The following is a 15,572-nucleotide window of genomic DNA, read 5'->3' on the forward strand; positions in this document are numbered from 1 at the left end:
GGTCAGCCCGTCCGGCGGGTCGCCGGTACCGGCGTCGTCGACCAATGCTTTCGCCCTCCGTCCTGCGGTGCGCGGCTCCCTCGTACACCCGTTTCATGCCCGCTCCGTGACCGGCTGAACGCCAGGGGTGAACACGGTCTTCCGTGGCTCATATCAGTCAGTGATACGGGCGACCGACGTCGAAAGAAGGTCTGAGAGAATTGGCCATGTGATCTCTCGAATCGATCTGCGCGGCGATGCCCTCACGGAGTTTCCGTCGGGGGCCGCCCTGCGCGCCCTGCTGCCCCGTGCCGACTTCGACGTCGCGGCCGCCCTGGAGAAGGTGCGGCCCATCTGCGAGGACGTGCATCATCGTGGCGACGCGGCGCTGATCGAGTACGCGGAGAAGTTCGACGGCGTGCGCCTGGACCAGGTCCGCGTCCCCGCGGCCGCGCTCACCGAGGCCCTGGCCGGCCTCGACCCGGCCGTGCGCGCGGCCCTGGAGGAGTCCATCCGCCGCGCCCGCGCCGTCCACCGCGAGCAGCGCCGCGCCCCGCACACCGTCCAGGTCGTGCCCGGCGGCAAGGTCACCGAGAAGTGGGTGCCCGTCGAGCGCGTCGGGCTCTACGCCCCGGGCGGCCGGTCCGTCTACCCCTCCTCCGTGATCATGAACGCCGTGCCGGCGCAGGAGGCGGGCGTCGAGTCGATGGCGCTCGCGTCCCCGCCGCAGGCCGACTTCGGCGGCCTGCCCCACCCGACGATCCTCGCCGCCTGCGCCCTCCTCGGCATCGACGAGGTGTACGCGGTCGGCGGCGCCCAGGCCGTCGCCATGTTCGCGTACGGCACCGAGACCTGCGCCGCCGCCAACATGGTCACCGGCCCGGGCAACATCTGGGTCGCGGCCGCCAAGCGCTACTTCACCGGCCGCATCGGCATCGACACCGAGGCGGGCCCGACCGAGATCGCGGTCCTCGCCGACGACACCGCCGACCCGGCGCACGTCGCGTCCGACCTGATCAGCCAGGCCGAGCACGACCCGCTCGCGGCCGCCGTCCTCGTCACCGACTCGGTGGCGCTCGCGGACGCGGTCGAGAAGGAGCTGGCGCCGCAGGTCGCCGCCACCAAGCACGTCGAGGACCGGATCGTCCCCGCGCTGAGCGGCCGCCAGTCCGCGATCGTCCTGGTCGACGGCCTGGAGGAGGGCCTGCGCGTCGTCGACGCGTACGGCGCCGAGCACCTGGAGATCCAGACCGCCGACGCCACCGCCGTCGCCGGACGCGTCAAGAACGCGGGTGCGATCTTCGTCGGCCCCTGGGCGCCCGTCTCCCTCGGCGACTACTGCGCGGGCTCCAACCACGTCCTGCCCACCGGCGGCTGCGCCTGCCACTCCTCGGGCCTGTCCGTCCAGTCGTTCCTGCGCGGCATCCACATCGTGGACTACACCCGCGAGGCCCTCGCGGACGTCGCGCACCACGTGGTGACGCTCGCCGAGGCGGAGGACCTGCCCGCGCACGGCGCGGCGATCAAGGCGAGGTTCGGATGGAAGGTGCCGGGCCAGTGAGCGACGTACGCATCGACGACCTGCCCGTCCGTGACGAGCTGCGCGGCAAGTCCCCCTACGGCGCGCCCCAGCTGGACGTGCCCGTACGCCTGAACACCAACGAGAACCCGTACCCGCTCCCCGAGCCGCTCGTCGAGCGCATCGCCGAGCGGGTGCGCGAGGCCGCCCGCGACCTCAACCGCTACCCCGACCGGGACGCCGTGGAGCTCCGCACCGAGCTGGCGCGCTACCTCACCCGCACCGGCGGGCACGAGGTCACCGTGGCCAACGTCTGGGCGGCCAACGGCTCGAACGAAGTCATCCAGCAGCTCCTGCAGACCTTCGGCGGCCCCGGCCGCACGGCCATCGGCTTCGAGCCCTCGTACTCGATGCACGGCCTCATCGCGCGCGGCACCGGCACCGGCTGGATCTCCGGCCCCCGTCACGACGACTTCAGCATCGACGTCGAGGCGGCCACGAAGGCCATCGCCGAGCACCAGCCGGACGTCGTCTTCATCACGACGCCCAACAACCCCACGGGCAACGCCGTCCCGGCCGAGGCGGTCCTCGCCCTGTACGAAGCCGCGCAGGCAGCGAAGCCGTCCATGGTGGTGATCGACGAGGCGTACGTCGAGTTCAGCCACGGCGACTCGCTGCTCCCGCTGCTCGAGGGGCGCCCGCACCTCGTCGTCTCGCGCACCATGTCGAAGGCGTTCGGCGCCGCCGGGCTGCGCCTCGGCTATCTCGCCGCCGCCCCCGCGGTCGTCGACGCGGTGCAGCTCGTACGCCTGCCGTATCACCTGTCGGCCGTCACGCAGGCCACCGCGCTGGCCGCCCTGGAGCACACGGACACCCTCCTGGGATACGTCGAGCAGCTCAAGGCCGAGCGCGACCGCCTGGTCACCGAGCTGCGCGCGATGGGCTACGAGGTGACCGACTCCGACGCCAACTTCGTGCAGTTCGGGCGGTTCCCGGATGCTCATGAGGTGTGGCAGAAGATCCTCGACCGGGGCGTCCTGGTCCGCGACAACGGAGTGCCCGGCCGGCTCCGGGTGTCCACCGGAACCCCCGACGAAAACGACGCGTTCCTCGATGCGGTACGCGAACTCAAGAAGGAGCAGGACGCATGAGCCGCGTAGGACGGGTCCAACGCACCACGAAGGAGACGTCGGTCCTCGTCGAGATCGATCTCGACGGCACCGGCAAGGTCGACGTGTCGACCGGCGTCGGCTTCTACGACCACATGCTCGACCAGCTCGGCCGCCACGGCCTCTTCGACCTCACGGTCAAGACCGAGGGCGACCTGCACATCGACTCGCACCACACCATCGAGGACACCGCGCTCGCGCTGGGCGCCGCCTTCAAGCAGGCGCTCGGCGACAAGGTCGGCATCTACCGCTTCGGCAACTGCACCGTCCCGCTGGACGAGTCGCTCGCCCAGGTGACGGTCGACCTCTCCGGCCGTCCGTACCTGGTGCACACCGAGCCCGAGAAGATGGCGCCGATGATCGGCGAGTACGACACGACGATGACCCGGCACATCCTGGAGTCCTTCGTCGCGCAGGCCCAGATCGCGCTGCACGTCCACGTGCCGTACGGCCGCAACGCCCACCACATCGTGGAGTGCCAGTTCAAGGCCCTGGCCCGCGCGCTGCGCTACGCCTCCGAGCGCGACCCGCGCGCGGCCGGCATCCTTCCGTCCACGAAGGGCGCGCTGTAAACCCATGACCGGTCTCAACACCATCCTCATCGTCGTCGGGCTCTTCCTGATCGGCGGCATCATCTCCTTCGTCAAGCAGGGCATGCCGAAGAGCCTGATCACGCTCCTCTCCATCGGCGCCGCGATGTGCCTGGCCGCGGGCATCCTGCGGCTCGACTACTGGAACTGACGGGAGAAGTACGCGACATGAGCTCTCCCAAGAAGGTCGTCGTCTTCGACTACGGCTTCGGAAACGTCCGCTCCGCCGAGCGCGCCCTCGCGCGCGCGGGCGCCGACGTCGAGATCACCCGTGACTACGACAGGGCCATGAACGCCGACGGCCTGCTCGTGCCCGGCGTCGGCGCGTTCGCCGCCTGCATGCAGGGCCTGAAGGAGGCGCGCGGCGACTGGATCGTCGGACGCCGCCTCGCCGGCGGCCGTCCTGTCATGGGCATCTGCGTCGGCATGCAGATCCTCTTCGCGCGCGGCATCGAGCACGGCGTGGAGACCGAGGGCCTGGACGAGTGGCCGGGCACGGTCGAGCCGCTGAAGGCCGAGATCGTCCCGCACATGGGTTGGAACACGGTCCAGGCCTCCGCCGGATCCCCGCTCTTCAAGGGCCTGGACGACGACGCCCGCTTCTACTTCGTGCACTCCTACGCCGTGCACGCCTGGACCCTGGAAGTCGCGAACCCCGCGATGCGCGCCCCGTACGTGCACTGGTCCACGCACGGCGAGCCCTTCGTGGCGGCCGTCGAGAACGGCGCCCTGAGCGCCACCCAGTTCCACCCCGAGAAGTCCGGCGACGCCGGCGCCCAGCTCCTCACCAACTGGATCGGAACCCTGTGAGCACCCTCGAACTCCTTCCCGCCGTCGACGTCCGCGACGGCCAGGCCGTACGCCTCGTCCACGGCGAGTCCGGCTCGGAGACCTCCTACGGCTCCCCGCTGGAGGCCGCCCTCGCCTGGCAGCGGTCGGGCGCCGAGTGGCTGCACCTGGTCGACCTGGACGCGGCGTTCGGCACCGGCGACAACCGTGAGCTCATCGCGGAGGTCGCGGGAGCCATGGACATCAAGGTGGAACTCTCCGGCGGCATCCGGGACGACGCCTCGCTGGCGGCGGCCCTCGCCACCGGTTGCACCCGCGTCAACCTCGGCACCGCCGCCCTGGAGACCCCCGAGTGGGTCGCCAAGGTCATCGCCGAGCACGGCGACAAGATCGCGGTCGGCCTCGACGTGCGCGGCACGACGCTGCGCGGCCGCGGCTGGACCCGCGACGGCGGCGACCTCTACGAAACCCTGGAGCGCCTGAACGGCGAGGGTTGCGCGCGCTACGTGGTGACCGACATCGCCAAGGACGGCACGCTGCAGGGCCCGAACCTGGAGCTCCTGAAGAACGTGTGCGCGGCGACGGACCGTCCCGTGGTCGCCTCCGGCGGCGTGAGCAGCCTGGACGACCTGCGCGCCATCTCCGAGCTCGTCCCGCTCGGCGTCGAGGGCGCGATCGTCGGCAAGGCGCTGTACGCGAAGGCGTTCACGCTGGAGGAAGCGCTGGAGGCCGTGTCCCGATGAGTGGCGTACGACGAGTGCAGAGCGGCAGCCCCTGGGAGGAGGCCTTCGGCTTCGCCAGGGCCGTCCAGGCGGGCGACCGGGTGGTGGTCGGCGGCACCACGTCCTTCAAGGGCGACATCCTCTACGGCGAGGGCGACCCCTACGAGCAGACGCGGGTCGCCATCGACAACGCGCTGGCGGCGATCGGCGAGTTCGGGCTCGGCCCCGACTCCGTGACCGCCGTGCGTCTCCTCATCACCCACGCGCGGGACGTCGACGCGGTGGGGCGTGCGCACAAGGAGGTCTTCGACTCCGTGCGCCCGGTGATGACCATGGTGGTCGTCTCCGGCTTCGTCGACTCGCGCATCCTGGTCGAAGTGGAACTGGAAGCCTACCGAGGAGCCCCCGCATGACGCTCGCGGTACGCGTGATCCCCTGCCTCGACGTGGACAACGGCCGCGTCGTCAAGGGCGTCAACTTCCAGAACCTGCGCGACGCGGGCGACCCCGTCGAGATGGCCAAGGTGTACGACGCCGAGGGCGCCGACGAGCTGACCTTCCTGGACATCACCGCGTCGTCCGGCAACCGCGAGACCACGTACGACGTGGTCCGCCGCACCGCCGAGCAGGTCTTCATCCCGCTCACGGTGGGCGGCGGCGTGCGCACCGCCGAGGACGTGGACAAGCTGCTGCGCGCGGGCGCGGACAAGGTCGGCGTCAACACGGCGGCGATCGCACGGCCCGACCTGATCCGCGAGATCGCGGAGCGGTTCGGACGCCAGGTGCTCGTCCTGTCGGTCGACGCGCGCAGGACGGCGTCGGGCGGCTTCGAGGTCACCACCCACGGCGGCCGCGAGTCCGCCGGCATCGACGCCGTCGAGTGGGCGCACCGGGCCGCCGAGCTCGGCGCGGGCGAGATCCTGCTCAACTCGATGGACGCCGACGGCACGAAGGACGGCTACGACATCGAGATGATCTCGGCGGTGCGCAAGCACGTCACCGTCCCGGTGATCGCCTCCGGCGGCGCGGGCCGCCTGGAGCACTTCCCGCCGGCCATCGAGGCGGGCGCGGACGCGGTGCTCGCGGCTTCGGTCTTCCACTTCGGGGATCTGCGGATCGGCGAGGTCAAGGAGACGCTGCGGGAGGCGGGGCACCCCGTTCGCTAGGCAGCCGCTTCCTGCCCATGGACAAACCCTCTGCCTGATGGGCAAGCTCTCTGCCGCCACGGCCTCGTGCCGTGGCGGCATTGTCTTGGTGAGATGCGAAAGATTTGTTGCGCAAAAATTATTGTGCAACTTTCCTTTCGTATCTAGGGTGAGCGCATGGAGAACCGTCGCCGGATCACGGACCTCGGCACCCTCAAGGCCTTCGGGCACCCCCTGCGGATGAAGCTGTACGGCACGCTGCGCGTGGGCGGCCCCGCGACCGCCTCACACCTCGCCGCGCAGGTCGACGAGGCCGTCTCCCTCGTCAGCTACCACCTGCGCAAGCTCGCCGAGCACGGCCTCATCGAGGAGGCCGAGACGCAGAGCGAGGACGCGCGGGAGCGCTGGTGGCAGGCCGCGCAGGACACCCTCAGCTTCCGCCACGAGGACTTCAAGGACACGCCGGAAGGAGCGGCCACCCACGCGGCCGTCGTCCGCGGCCTGATCGCCCACCGCAGGGAGCAGTACGAGACCTATCTGGACCAGCAGGCGGCCTGGGGCGCCGAGTGGCGCCGAGCGGCCGACCAGTCGGACTTCCTCGCCCGGCTGAACCCCGCCGAACTGAAGGCCCTGAACGAAGAGATCCACGCACTGGTCAGGACGTACGAGGAGCGCGGGAAGGCAGCCGAGGCGGCCGGCGACACCGAGAACCGCGAGAACGTCACCGTGCACCTGGCCAGCTTCCCCTTCCGGCTCTGAGAGGGCGTCCCGTGACCACCGCCGCGATAACCGCGCCCCCCGTCACCGAGCGCCCCGCCCACCGCGACGGCAACGTCCTGCGCTGGCTGAGCGCCTACACCGCCTCGATGGTCGGCGACAGCATCTACTTCCTCGCGCTGTCCTGGGCCGCCACCCGCAGCGGAAGCCCCGCACAGGCGGGCCTCGTGCTCGCCGTCGGGGCCGTCCCGCGCGCCGCGCTCATGCTGGGCGGGGGAGTCGTCGCCGACCGCTTCGGACCGCGCCGCGTCGTCATCGGCAGCGACGCGGTGCGCTGTGCGGTGATCCTCGCGGTGACCGTGCTGCTCCTGGTGGCCACGCCCGGGATCTGGCCGCTCGCGGCCCTCGCCCTCGTCTTCGGCGCGGTCGACGCCCTCTTCCTGCCGAGCGTCGGCGCGCTGCCCCCGCGCATCACCGCGCCGGGCCAGCTGGGCCGCGTGCAGGGCATGCGGGGGCTCGCACAGCGCGTCGCCACCGTGGCCGGGGCGCCGCTGGGCGGGCTCGCGGTGGCGGCGGGCGGGCCGGTGGCGGGGTTCGGCGCGGCGGGGGCGCTGTTCGCCGTGTCGCTCGTGCTGCTCCTCGCCGTACGCGTCCGGGACCTCGCACCGGACGAGGCGGCGGGGCGCGCGGAACCGGCCCGGCGTCAGCTCGTGGACGGTCTGCGCTACATCCGCGGGCACCGCGTCCTCGCCCCGCTGGTCGTCACGGCCGCGGTCGTGGAACTGGGCTTCACCGGGCCCGCCAACATCGGGCTCGTCCTGCTCGCCGAGGAGCGCGGCTGGGGCGCCACCGGCCAGGGCTGGATGCTCGCCGGGTTCGGCGTCGGCGCCGGGTGCGCCGCCCTCCTCATCGCCGTGCGCGGCCGCGTCCCGCGCGCGGGGCTCGTCCTGTCCTGGGCGGTGATCGGCGGCTCGGTCGCCCTGGGCGCGATCGCCTTCGTCCCCTCCGTCGTGACCGCGACGGCGGCCGGGCTCTGCGTCGGCCTGCTCACCGGCCTCGGCGGCGCTGTCATCGGCACCCTGGTCCAGACGGTGACGGACCCCGCCTACCTGGGCCGCGTCACGTCCGTGTTCACGTTCTTCACCGTGGGCGTCGCCCCGCTGAGCTACCCCGTCGCGGGCGCGGCGATCGGCGCCTGGGGCGCCGGACCCGTGTTCGCCGCGAGCGCGGCGCTGAGTGCGGCCGGAGGCGTCATCGGCCTCTGCGCCCGCTCCCTGCGCCGCGCCGAACTCCCGCGCTGAGCAGTGCTGTTCAGCCGAACAGCACCATTCAGCCGAACAGCACCGCTCAAAGGCCCAGCTGCTTCGATTCGTGCAGCGTGGCGATCGCCTCCTTGTCGCCGTCGAGACCGACGTCGGCGACCTCCTGCCTGCCGTACGCGAACAGCAGCAGCTCGGACGGCTCACCGGTCACCGTCACCACCGGCACGCCCCGGTGCGCCACCGCCGTCCGGCCGTCCGGGCGGCGCAGGACCAGGCCCACCGGTGACTTGCGGCCCACCAGGCGGGCCGTGCGTTCAAGACGGGACCACAGGGCGTCCTGGAAGACCGGGTCGAGCTCGCGCGGCGTCCAGTCGGGCTGCGCGCGGCGCACGTCCTCGGTGTGGATGTAGAACTCGACGGCGTTCGACGCCTCGTCCACCTGCTTCAGGGCGAAGGGCGAGAAACGCGGCGGACCCGTCCGGATGAGCTGGATCAGCTCCTCGTACGGCTTCGCGGCGAACTCGGCCTGCACCCGCTCCAGGCGCCCGGCCAGCTGCTTGATCAGCAGCCCGCCCGCCGCGTCCGCGCGGCGCTCGCGCACCACCACGTGGGCCGCGAGGTCACGGGTCTTCCAGCCCTCGCACAGAGTGGCCGCCTCGGGCCCCTCCGCCTCCAACAGGTCGGCGAGAAGAAGTCGTTCACGCTTCGCATGGGTCGACATACCAGCCAGCCTACGACCGCGCCACCGGTCCGCACAGTGGACGCCCGGCCGAAGGGGCCGGGAAGGGCGGCACAATGGGCCCATGACCAGCGTGCCCCCGCCCAGCAGCAGCCTCGACCCGGAGATCGCCGCGCGCCTCAGGCGCAGCGCCGACGGCCTCGTCCCCGCCATCGCCCAGCAGTACGACACCGGTGAGGTGCTGATGCTCGGCTGGATGGACGACGAGGCGCTGCACCGCACCCTCACCACCGGGCGCTGCACCTACTGGTCGCGCAGCCGCCAGGAGTACTGGGTCAAGGGCGACACGTCCGGCCACTTCCAGTACGTCAAGGAGGTGGCGCTCGACTGCGACGCGGACACCGTCCTCGTCCAGGTCGACCAGGTCGGCGCGGCCTGCCACACCGGCACCCGCACCTGCTTCGACACCGACGTGCTGCCCGTGCTTCCCGTGCCCGGCGCGCCCGCGCCCGGTCAGTAGGGTCCTGCCATGGACCTCGAGACCTTCCGCAAGCTCGCGACCGACCGCCGCGTCATCCCCGTCAGCCGCAAGCTCCTCGCGGACGGCGACACCCCTGTCGGGCTCTACCGCAAGCTCGCCGCCGAACGCCCCGGCACGTTCCTCCTCGAATCCGCGGAGAACGGCCGGTCGTGGTCCCGCTACTCCTTCGTCGGCGTCCGCAGCGCCGCCGCCCTCACCGTCCGCGACGGCGAGGCCCACTGGCTCGGCACCCCGCCCGTCGGCGTGCCCACCTCCGGCGACCCGCTCGCCGCGCTGCGCGCCACCATCGGGATACTGCACACCCCGCGCGACGTCGTCAGCGCCCACGGCCTGCCGCCCTTCACCGGCGGCATGGTCGGCTACCTCGGCTACGACATCGTGCGCCGCCTGGAGAAGATCGGCCCCGGCGACCGCGACGACCTGAACCTGCCCGAGCTGACCATGCTCCTCACCAGCGACCTCGCCGTCCTCGACCACTGGGACGGCTCGGTCCTGCTGATCGCCAACGCGATCAACCACAACGACCTGGAGACCGGGGTCGACGAGGCGTACGCCGACGCGGTCGCCCGCCTCGACGCCATGGAGGCCGACCTCTCCCGGCCGGTCTCCCAGCCCCCGGCCGCCCTGCCGCCCTCCGAGCTCCCCGAGTACACCGCCCTGTGGGGCGGCGAGCAGTACCAGGAAGCCGTCGAGGACATCAAGGAACGCATCCGGGCCGGCGAGGCCTTCCAGGTCGTGCCCTCGCAGCGCTTCGAGACCCCCTGCACCGCGACGGCGCTGGACGTCTACCGCGTGCTGCGCGCCACCAACCCGTCGCCGTACATGTACCTCTTCCGGTTCCCCCACGGGGACGGGGAGGCGTTCGACGTGGTCGGCTCCTCGCCCGAGGCTCTCGTCAAGGTCGAGGACGGGCGCGCCATGGTCCACCCCATCGCCGGGACCCGGCACCGCGGCGCCACCCCGCAGGAGGACCAGGCCCTCGCCGACGAACTGCTCGCCGACCCCAAGGAGCGCGCCGAGCACCTGATGCTCGTCGACCTGGGCCGCAACGACCTGGGCCGGGTCTGCGAACCGGGCTCCGTCGAGGTCGTCGACTTCATGTCCATCGAGAAGTACTCCCACGTCATGCACATCGTGTCGACGGTCACCGGACAGGTCGCCGGGGGCCGCACCGCCTTCGACGTCCTCACCGCCTGCTTCCCGGCGGGCACCCTCTCCGGCGCCCCCAAGCCCCGCGCGATGCAGATCATCGACGAGCTCGAACCGTCCCGGCGCGGCCTGTACGGCGGCTGCGTCGGCTACCTCGACTTCGCGGGCGACTCCGACACCGCCATCGCCATCCGCACCGCCCTCCTCCGCGACGGCACGGCATACGTGCAGGCCGGAGCCGGGGTCGTCGCCGACTCCGACCCCGTCGCCGAGGACACCGAGTGCCGGAACAAGGCCGCCGCCGTGCTGCGCGCCATCCACACGGCGAACCGGCTGCACGACCGTTCGAGCCGTGAGGGATAGTGGACGGGTGACTTCTGCCGTACCTCCGCCCCGTACCGAGGCCGCGTCCGAGAGCCGCGCCCAGCGCAGCAGCCGGCGCAGCATCGCCGCCGCGCTGCTGCTCGGCGCCGTCGGCGCGGCCCTCGCCCTGCTCGCCTCCCGCCAGGACTGGGCCCACGGCACCGCGTCGGTGGCCGGCGGCGAGCTGCCGCTGACCGCCAAGGGCAGCGACGTCACCGGCGTGCCCGCGGCCCTCGCCATAGTGGGCCTCGCCGCGCTCGTCGCGGTCTTCGCGGTCCGCCGCGCCGGACGCTTCCTCGTCTCCCTGCTGCTCACGCTCAGCGGCGGCGGCATCGTCGCCGCCGCCCTGCTCGGCGCCGACGACAAGGACGCGCTCGACGAGAAGGCCGCCACGGCCTCCGGTGACGCCGCCGCCACCATCGGCGACCTGAGCCACACCGGCTGGCCGTACGCCGCGGCCGCCGCGGGCGTCTTCATCCTGCTCGCCGGGCTCCTCGCCCTCACGTACGGCCGTTCCTGGCCCGCGATGTCCGGACGCTACGAACGCGACGGCTCGCCGAGCCCCCGCAAGACGCGCCGCGTCGCGGACCCCGAGCGCCCCGAGGAGCTGTGGAAGGCCCTCGACCGCGGCGAGGACCCCACCCGCGGAACGTGAGCCACCGCTCCCACCGAACATGACCCCCCGCGCTCGGGGCATACGCGCGGGTACGGGACAATGTCAGCGAGCGTCCGCCGCGCGGTGGGCGCCGCAGCCACCACCGCGCACACAGCAACAAGGAGCATTTTCATGGCGACAGGCCACGGACACACCCCGGCCGCCTGGACCGGTTCCATCATCGCCTTCGTCGGTTTCTGCGTCGCGGGCGCCTTCATGGTGATGGCCAACGTGCCCGGCTTCTGGGCCGGCATGGCCATCATCGCGATCGGCGGCCTCGTGGGCGGCGTCATGCACCTCATGGGCCTGGGCTCGCAGAAGCGTCCGCACCGCCAGGCCGCGGGCGCCAAGAGCTGACCTCGCCGTACGGGGCATACGAGCTGTACGAGCTGTACGAGAAGAGGCGGTCCGGCAGGTGCCGGAACCGCCTCTTTCGCATGTCCGGGCCCGGACACCCCGGCCGGGCGACCGGGCGCCGCACCCGGGCACGCGGCAGAATGCACGGGTGACCGCCGAACCCGGAAGCGCCGCGCCCGCCGTCCTGACCCGCCTGCTCGTGCCGGCCGGCGTGCTCGCCTCCGTCGCCGCCGCCTTCGCGTACGTCGGCGCCGTCGACCCGAACGAACCCGGCCACTACCCCGCCTGCCCGCTGCTGCGCCTCACCGGCATCTACTGCCCCGGCTGCGGCGGCCTGCGCAGCGCCCACGCCTTCGTCCACGGTGACCTCGCTGCGGCCCTCGGCGCCAACGCGCTGGCCGTCGCCGGATACGTCCTCTTCGCCGTGGTGTGGACCGTGTGGGTGGTCAGGACGGTGCGCGGGCGGCCCGTGCGGATCGAGCCGGGGCCGCTGCAGCTGTGGGGCGTCGGCGTCCTGGTGGCGCTCTTCACCGTCGTACGGAATCTGCCGTTCGGGTCCTGGCTGCATCCCTGAAAGTGCAGGCCGGACGGGTGGTGCGTGTCCAGGTCGTGGGACGCCTGTCAACCGGATGCGAGGCCTTCGCCCTCCTGCGGATACCATCGCAGTGACCAGCTTGAACGTCAGCTCAACCGTCAGGGAAGGGGGCCGCTCGCGTGAGTGTGCTCGACGAGATCATCGACGGAGTCCGTGCCGACCTCGCGGAGCGGCAGGCACGCGTCAGCCTCGACGAGCTCAAGGAGCGTGCGGCCAAGGCTCCCGCGGCCAAGGACGGCGCGGCGGCCCTGCGCGGCGACGGCGTCAAGGTCATCTGCGAGGTGAAGCGCTCCAGCCCCTCCAAGGGCGCGCTCGCCGCGATCGCCGACCCGGCGGGTCTCGCCGCCGACTACGAGGCGGGCGGCGCGGCCGTCATCTCCGTGCTCACCGAGGAGCGCCGCTTCGGCGGCTCGCTTGCCGACCTGGAGGCCGTCCGCGCCAAGGTCGACATCCCGGTGCTCCGCAAGGACTTCATCGTCACCTCGTACCAGCTGTGGGAGGCCCGGGCGTACGGCGCCGACCTCGCGCTCCTGATCGTGGCCGCCCTGGAGCAGCCCGCCCTGGAGTCCCTGATCGAGCGTGCCGAATCGATCGGCCTCACGCCGATCGTCGAGGTGCACGACGAGGACGAGGCGGAGCGTGCCGTGGACGCGGGCGCGCGGGTCATCGGCGTCAACAACCGCGACCTCAAGACCCTCAAGGTCGACCGCTCCACCTTCGAGCGGGTCGCCCCCGAGCTGCCGGACAGCGTCGTCAAGATCGCCGAGTCCGGTGTGCGCGGACCGCACGACCTGATCGCCTTCGCCAACGCGGGCGCCGACGCGGTGCTCGTGGGCGAGTCCCTGGTGACCGGCCGCGACCCGAAGGGCGCGGTCTCCGACCTGGTCGCCGCGGGCACGCACCCGGCGCTCCGGCACGGGCGGAGCTGACTCCTCCCCATGCCGATCTCCGCCCGCCTCGCACCCGGCTGCCGCCCCCGCGGCTGCCGGGCTCCCGCACGCCGCGTGCGGGGCAGGCGCGTGCGGTATCACATCGGCTCGGAGCCGGGGCAGATTCCTGGGATGCGATGGCAGGGCGGCGCCTGAGCTGAAGAGCCCTCGCGCCGTTGCCGGCCAGGGTTTCGTCGCGACCGCGGCCCGTCGTGGGCTTGTCGCGCAGTTCCCCGCGCCCCTGACGGGGCGCGCCAGCACCCGTTGTCATCGCCGTTCTTGACAAGGATCCAGCCATGCCCAGCGAGTACTTCATCCCCGACCCGGAGGGTCACATCCCCAGCGCCGAAGGGTACTTCGGCGCCTTCGGCGGGAAATTCATCCCGGAGGCCCTCGTCGCCGCCGTGGACGAGGTCGCCGTCGAGTACGACAAGGCGAAGAGCGACCCGGAGTTCGCCCGCGAGCTCGACGACCTGCTCGTCAACTACACAGGGCGGCCCAGCAGCCTCACCGAGGTGCCCCGCTTCGCCGAACACGCCGGCGGCGCCCGCGTCTTCCTCAAGCGCGAGGACCTGAACCACACCGGCTCGCACAAGATCAACAACGTGCTCGGGCAGGCCCTGCTCACCAAGCGCATGGGCAAGACCCGCGTCATCGCCGAGACCGGCGCGGGACAGCACGGCGTCGCCACGGCCACCGCCTGCGCGCTCTTCGGCCTCGAATGCACGATCTACATGGGTGAGATCGACACCGAGCGCCAGGCCCTGAACGTGGCCCGCATGCGGATGCTCGGCGCCGAGGTCGTCGCCGTGAAGTCCGGCAGCCGCACCCTGAAGGACGCCATCAACGAAGCGTTCCGCGACTGGGTGGCCAACGTGGACAGGACCCACTACCTCTTCGGGACCGTCGCGGGACCGCACCCCTTCCCCGCCATGGTCCGCGACTTCCACCGCGTCATCGGCGTCGAGGCCCGCCGCCAGATCCTGGAGCGCGCCGGGCGCCTGCCCGACGCGGCCGTCGCCTGCGTCGGCGGCGGCTCCAACGCCATCGGCCTCTTCCACGCCTTCATCCCGGACGCGGACGTGCGCCTCATCGGCTGCGAGCCCGCGGGACACGGCATCGAGACCGGCGAGCACGCGGCCACCCTGACCGCGGGCGAGCCGGGCATCCTGCACGGCTCCCGCTCCTACGTCCTCCAGGACGAGGAGGGCCAGATCACCGAGCCCTACTCGATCTCGGCGGGCCTGGACTACCCCGGCATCGGCCCCGAGCACGCCTATCTCAAGGACAGCGGCCGCGGCGAGTACCGCGCGGTCACCGACGACGCGGCCATGCAGGCCCTGCGGCTGCTCTCCAGGACCGAGGGCATCATCCCCGCCATCGAGAGCGCCCACGCGCTCGCCGGGGCCCTGGAGGTCGGCAAGGAGCTCGGCAGGGACGGGCTGATCGTCGTCAACCTCTCCGGGCGCGGCGACAAGGACATGGACACGGCCGCACGCTACTTCGGCCTGTACGACACGGACGCCGCCGTCGAGGCCGACGAGGCCGGCACCGGCGCGGAGATCGAGGGGGACGCCAAGTGAGCGGCAACGTCAAACTGCTGGACGAGACCCTCGCGGCCGCGAAGGCCGAGGGCCGGTCCGCCCTCATCGCCTACCTGCCCGCGGGCTTCCCCACCGTCGACGGCGGCATCGCGGCCGTCAAGGCGGTCTTCGAGGGCGGCGCGGACGTCGTCGAGGTCGGCCTGCCGCACTCCGACCCGGTGCTCGACGGCCCGGTCATCCAGACCGCCGACGACATCGCGCTGCGCGGCGGCCTCAAGATCCGCGACGTCATGCGCACCGTCCGCGAGGCCCACGAGGCGACCGGCAGGCCGGTCCTCGTCATGACGTACTGGAACCCGATCGACCGCTACGGCGTGGAGCGCTTCACGGCCGAGCTCGCCGAGGCGGGCGGCGCGGGCTGCATCCTGCCCGACCTGCCCGTCCAGGAGTCGGCGCTGTGGCGGGAGCACGCCGCGAAGCACGACCTGGCGACGGTCTTCGTCGTCGCGCCGAGCAGCAAGGACGAGCGGCTCGCCACGATCACCGCGGCGGGCTCCGGCTTCGTCTACGCGGCCTCGCTGATGGGTGTCACCGGCACCCGCGAGTCCGTCGGCGAGCAGGCGCAGGACCTGGTGCGGCGCACCAAGGCCACCACGGACCTGCCGGTCTGCGTCGGCCTCGGCGTCTCCAACGCCCGCCAGGCCGCCGAGGTCGCGGGCTTCGCCGACGGAGTGATCGTCGGCTCCGCCTTCGTGCAGCGGATGCTCGACGCGCCGGACGAGGCCGCGGGCCTGGCCGCCGTGCGTGCCCTCGCCGGTGAGCTCGCCGACGGGGTCCGCGGCAAGGCGTAACTCGTACGGGTGGACCTG

20 protein-coding genes are annotated in these 15,572 nt (G+C 72.3%); 19 read left to right on the forward strand and 1 reads right to left on the reverse strand.

Annotated elements, in window-relative coordinates; genetic code table 11:
- The first annotated feature begins 208 nt into the window (after positions 1 to 208).
- The 10 genes from hisD (at position 209) to ACZ7LU_RS29405 (ending at position 7,930) form a co-directional block, all read left to right on the forward strand.
- Entirely contained in the window at positions 209 to 1,540 is a 1,332-nt protein-coding gene (hisD, locus tag ACZ7LU_RS29360; protein WP_398307256.1) for a histidinol dehydrogenase, read from the forward strand.
- Positions 1,519 to 2,649: a histidinol-phosphate transaminase gene (locus tag ACZ7LU_RS29365; RefSeq protein WP_471918465.1), complete on the forward strand. Its 1,131-nt coding sequence runs from the start codon at positions 1,519 to 1,521 to the stop codon at positions 2,647 to 2,649. The genes hisD and ACZ7LU_RS29365 overlap by 22 nt, the downstream gene beginning before the upstream one ends.
- On the forward strand, positions 2,646 to 3,239 hold the full coding sequence (hisB, locus tag ACZ7LU_RS29370) for an imidazoleglycerol-phosphate dehydratase HisB (RefSeq protein ID WP_362992372.1): 594 nt from the start codon (positions 2,646 to 2,648) through the stop codon (positions 3,237 to 3,239). The genes ACZ7LU_RS29365 and hisB overlap by 4 nt, the downstream gene beginning before the upstream one ends.
- Before the next feature lie 4 nt (positions 3,240 to 3,243).
- Positions 3,244 to 3,408: a hypothetical protein gene (locus ACZ7LU_RS29375; protein ID WP_055563286.1), complete on the forward strand. Its 165-nt coding sequence runs from the start codon at positions 3,244 to 3,246 to the stop codon at positions 3,406 to 3,408.
- Between the two features lie 17 nt (positions 3,409 to 3,425).
- Positions 3,426 to 4,067 carry an imidazole glycerol phosphate synthase subunit HisH gene (gene hisH, locus ACZ7LU_RS29380; RefSeq protein ID WP_398307259.1) on the forward strand — a complete coding sequence of 214 codons (642 nt, stop codon included), beginning with the start codon at positions 3,426 to 3,428 and terminating at the stop codon, positions 4,065 to 4,067.
- Positions 4,064 to 4,789, forward strand: coding sequence for a bifunctional 1-(5-phosphoribosyl)-5-((5-phosphoribosylamino)methylideneamino)imidazole-4-carboxamide isomerase/phosphoribosylanthranilate isomerase PriA (gene priA, locus ACZ7LU_RS29385; RefSeq protein ID WP_398307261.1), 726 nt, complete (start codon positions 4,064 to 4,066; stop codon positions 4,787 to 4,789). Before hisH ends, priA begins: the two co-directional genes overlap by 4 nt.
- The gene (locus tag ACZ7LU_RS29390; RefSeq protein ID WP_468083648.1) at positions 4,786 to 5,181 is read left to right on the forward strand and encodes a RidA family protein; all 396 of its coding nucleotides are present in this window, start codon (positions 4,786 to 4,788) and stop codon (positions 5,179 to 5,181) included. The genes priA and ACZ7LU_RS29390 overlap by 4 nt, the downstream gene beginning before the upstream one ends.
- Positions 5,178 to 5,933, forward strand: a complete 756-nt coding sequence (hisF, locus tag ACZ7LU_RS29395) for an imidazole glycerol phosphate synthase subunit HisF (protein ID WP_468560793.1) — start codon at positions 5,178 to 5,180, stop codon at positions 5,931 to 5,933. The genes ACZ7LU_RS29390 and hisF overlap by 4 nt, the downstream gene beginning before the upstream one ends.
- Positions 5,934 to 6,089: 156 nt before the next feature.
- Positions 6,090 to 6,671: an ArsR/SmtB family transcription factor gene (locus ACZ7LU_RS29400; protein ID WP_471145185.1), complete on the forward strand. Its 582-nt coding sequence runs from the start codon at positions 6,090 to 6,092 to the stop codon at positions 6,669 to 6,671.
- Between the two features lie 11 nt (positions 6,672 to 6,682).
- Positions 6,683 to 7,930 carry an MFS transporter gene (locus tag ACZ7LU_RS29405; protein WP_471918466.1) on the forward strand — a complete coding sequence of 416 codons (1,248 nt, stop codon included), beginning with the start codon at positions 6,683 to 6,685 and terminating at the stop codon, positions 7,928 to 7,930.
- Positions 7,931 to 7,976: 46 nt separating this feature from the next.
- On the opposite strand, the gene ACZ7LU_RS29410 is transcribed toward ACZ7LU_RS29405, so the two are convergent.
- Positions 7,977 to 8,612: a TIGR03085 family metal-binding protein gene (locus ACZ7LU_RS29410; protein ID WP_398307271.1), complete on the reverse strand. Its 636-nt coding sequence runs from the start codon at positions 8,610 to 8,612 to the stop codon at positions 7,977 to 7,979.
- Positions 8,613 to 8,694: 82 nt separating this feature from the next.
- Here ACZ7LU_RS29410 and hisI point away from each other — a divergent pair, with 82 nt between their 5' ends.
- The 9 genes from hisI to trpA all read left to right on the forward strand — a co-directional run bounded on the left by hisI (position 8,695) and on the right by trpA (position 15,554).
- Positions 8,695 to 9,090 (forward strand): phosphoribosyl-AMP cyclohydrolase, encoded by a 396-nt coding sequence (hisI, locus tag ACZ7LU_RS29415; protein ID WP_398307273.1) that lies wholly within the window; start codon positions 8,695 to 8,697, stop codon positions 9,088 to 9,090.
- A gap of 9 nt (positions 9,091 to 9,099) precedes the next feature.
- Positions 9,100 to 10,623 (forward strand): anthranilate synthase component I, encoded by a 1,524-nt coding sequence (locus tag ACZ7LU_RS29420; RefSeq protein WP_398307275.1) that lies wholly within the window; start codon positions 9,100 to 9,102, stop codon positions 10,621 to 10,623.
- Between the two features lie 7 nt (positions 10,624 to 10,630).
- Complete coding sequence (locus ACZ7LU_RS29425; RefSeq protein ID WP_471145188.1) at positions 10,631 to 11,278, forward strand: TIGR02234 family membrane protein; 648 nt, start codon at positions 10,631 to 10,633, stop codon at positions 11,276 to 11,278.
- A gap of 132 nt (positions 11,279 to 11,410) precedes the next feature.
- A complete protein-coding gene (locus ACZ7LU_RS29430; protein ID WP_398307279.1) occupies positions 11,411 to 11,635 on the forward strand; it encodes an HGxxPAAW family protein in 225 nt (74 codons plus the stop codon).
- Positions 11,636 to 11,783: 148 nt separating this feature from the next.
- Entirely contained in the window at positions 11,784 to 12,209 is a 426-nt protein-coding gene (locus tag ACZ7LU_RS29435) for a DUF2752 domain-containing protein (RefSeq protein ID WP_471918467.1), read from the forward strand.
- Positions 12,210 to 12,349: 140 nt separating this feature from the next.
- The gene (gene trpC / locus ACZ7LU_RS29440) at positions 12,350 to 13,159 is read left to right on the forward strand and encodes an indole-3-glycerol phosphate synthase TrpC (RefSeq protein ID WP_398307283.1); all 810 of its coding nucleotides are present in this window, start codon (positions 12,350 to 12,352) and stop codon (positions 13,157 to 13,159) included.
- 9 nt (positions 13,160 to 13,168) lie between these two features.
- Entirely contained in the window at positions 13,169 to 13,315 is a 147-nt protein-coding gene (gene trpM, locus ACZ7LU_RS29445) for a tryptophan biosynthesis modulator TrpM (RefSeq protein ID WP_398307285.1), read from the forward strand.
- A gap of 140 nt (positions 13,316 to 13,455) precedes the next feature.
- Positions 13,456 to 14,742 (forward strand): tryptophan synthase subunit beta, encoded by a 1,287-nt coding sequence (gene trpB, locus ACZ7LU_RS29450; RefSeq protein WP_398307287.1) that lies wholly within the window; start codon positions 13,456 to 13,458, stop codon positions 14,740 to 14,742.
- The gene (trpA, locus tag ACZ7LU_RS29455) at positions 14,739 to 15,554 is read left to right on the forward strand and encodes a tryptophan synthase subunit alpha (RefSeq protein WP_471918468.1); all 816 of its coding nucleotides are present in this window, start codon (positions 14,739 to 14,741) and stop codon (positions 15,552 to 15,554) included. Before trpB ends, trpA begins: the two co-directional genes overlap by 4 nt.
- Positions 15,555 to 15,572: the final 18 nt, after the last annotated feature.

Source organism: Streptomyces sp. NPDC039462 (genome assembly GCF_055639375.1).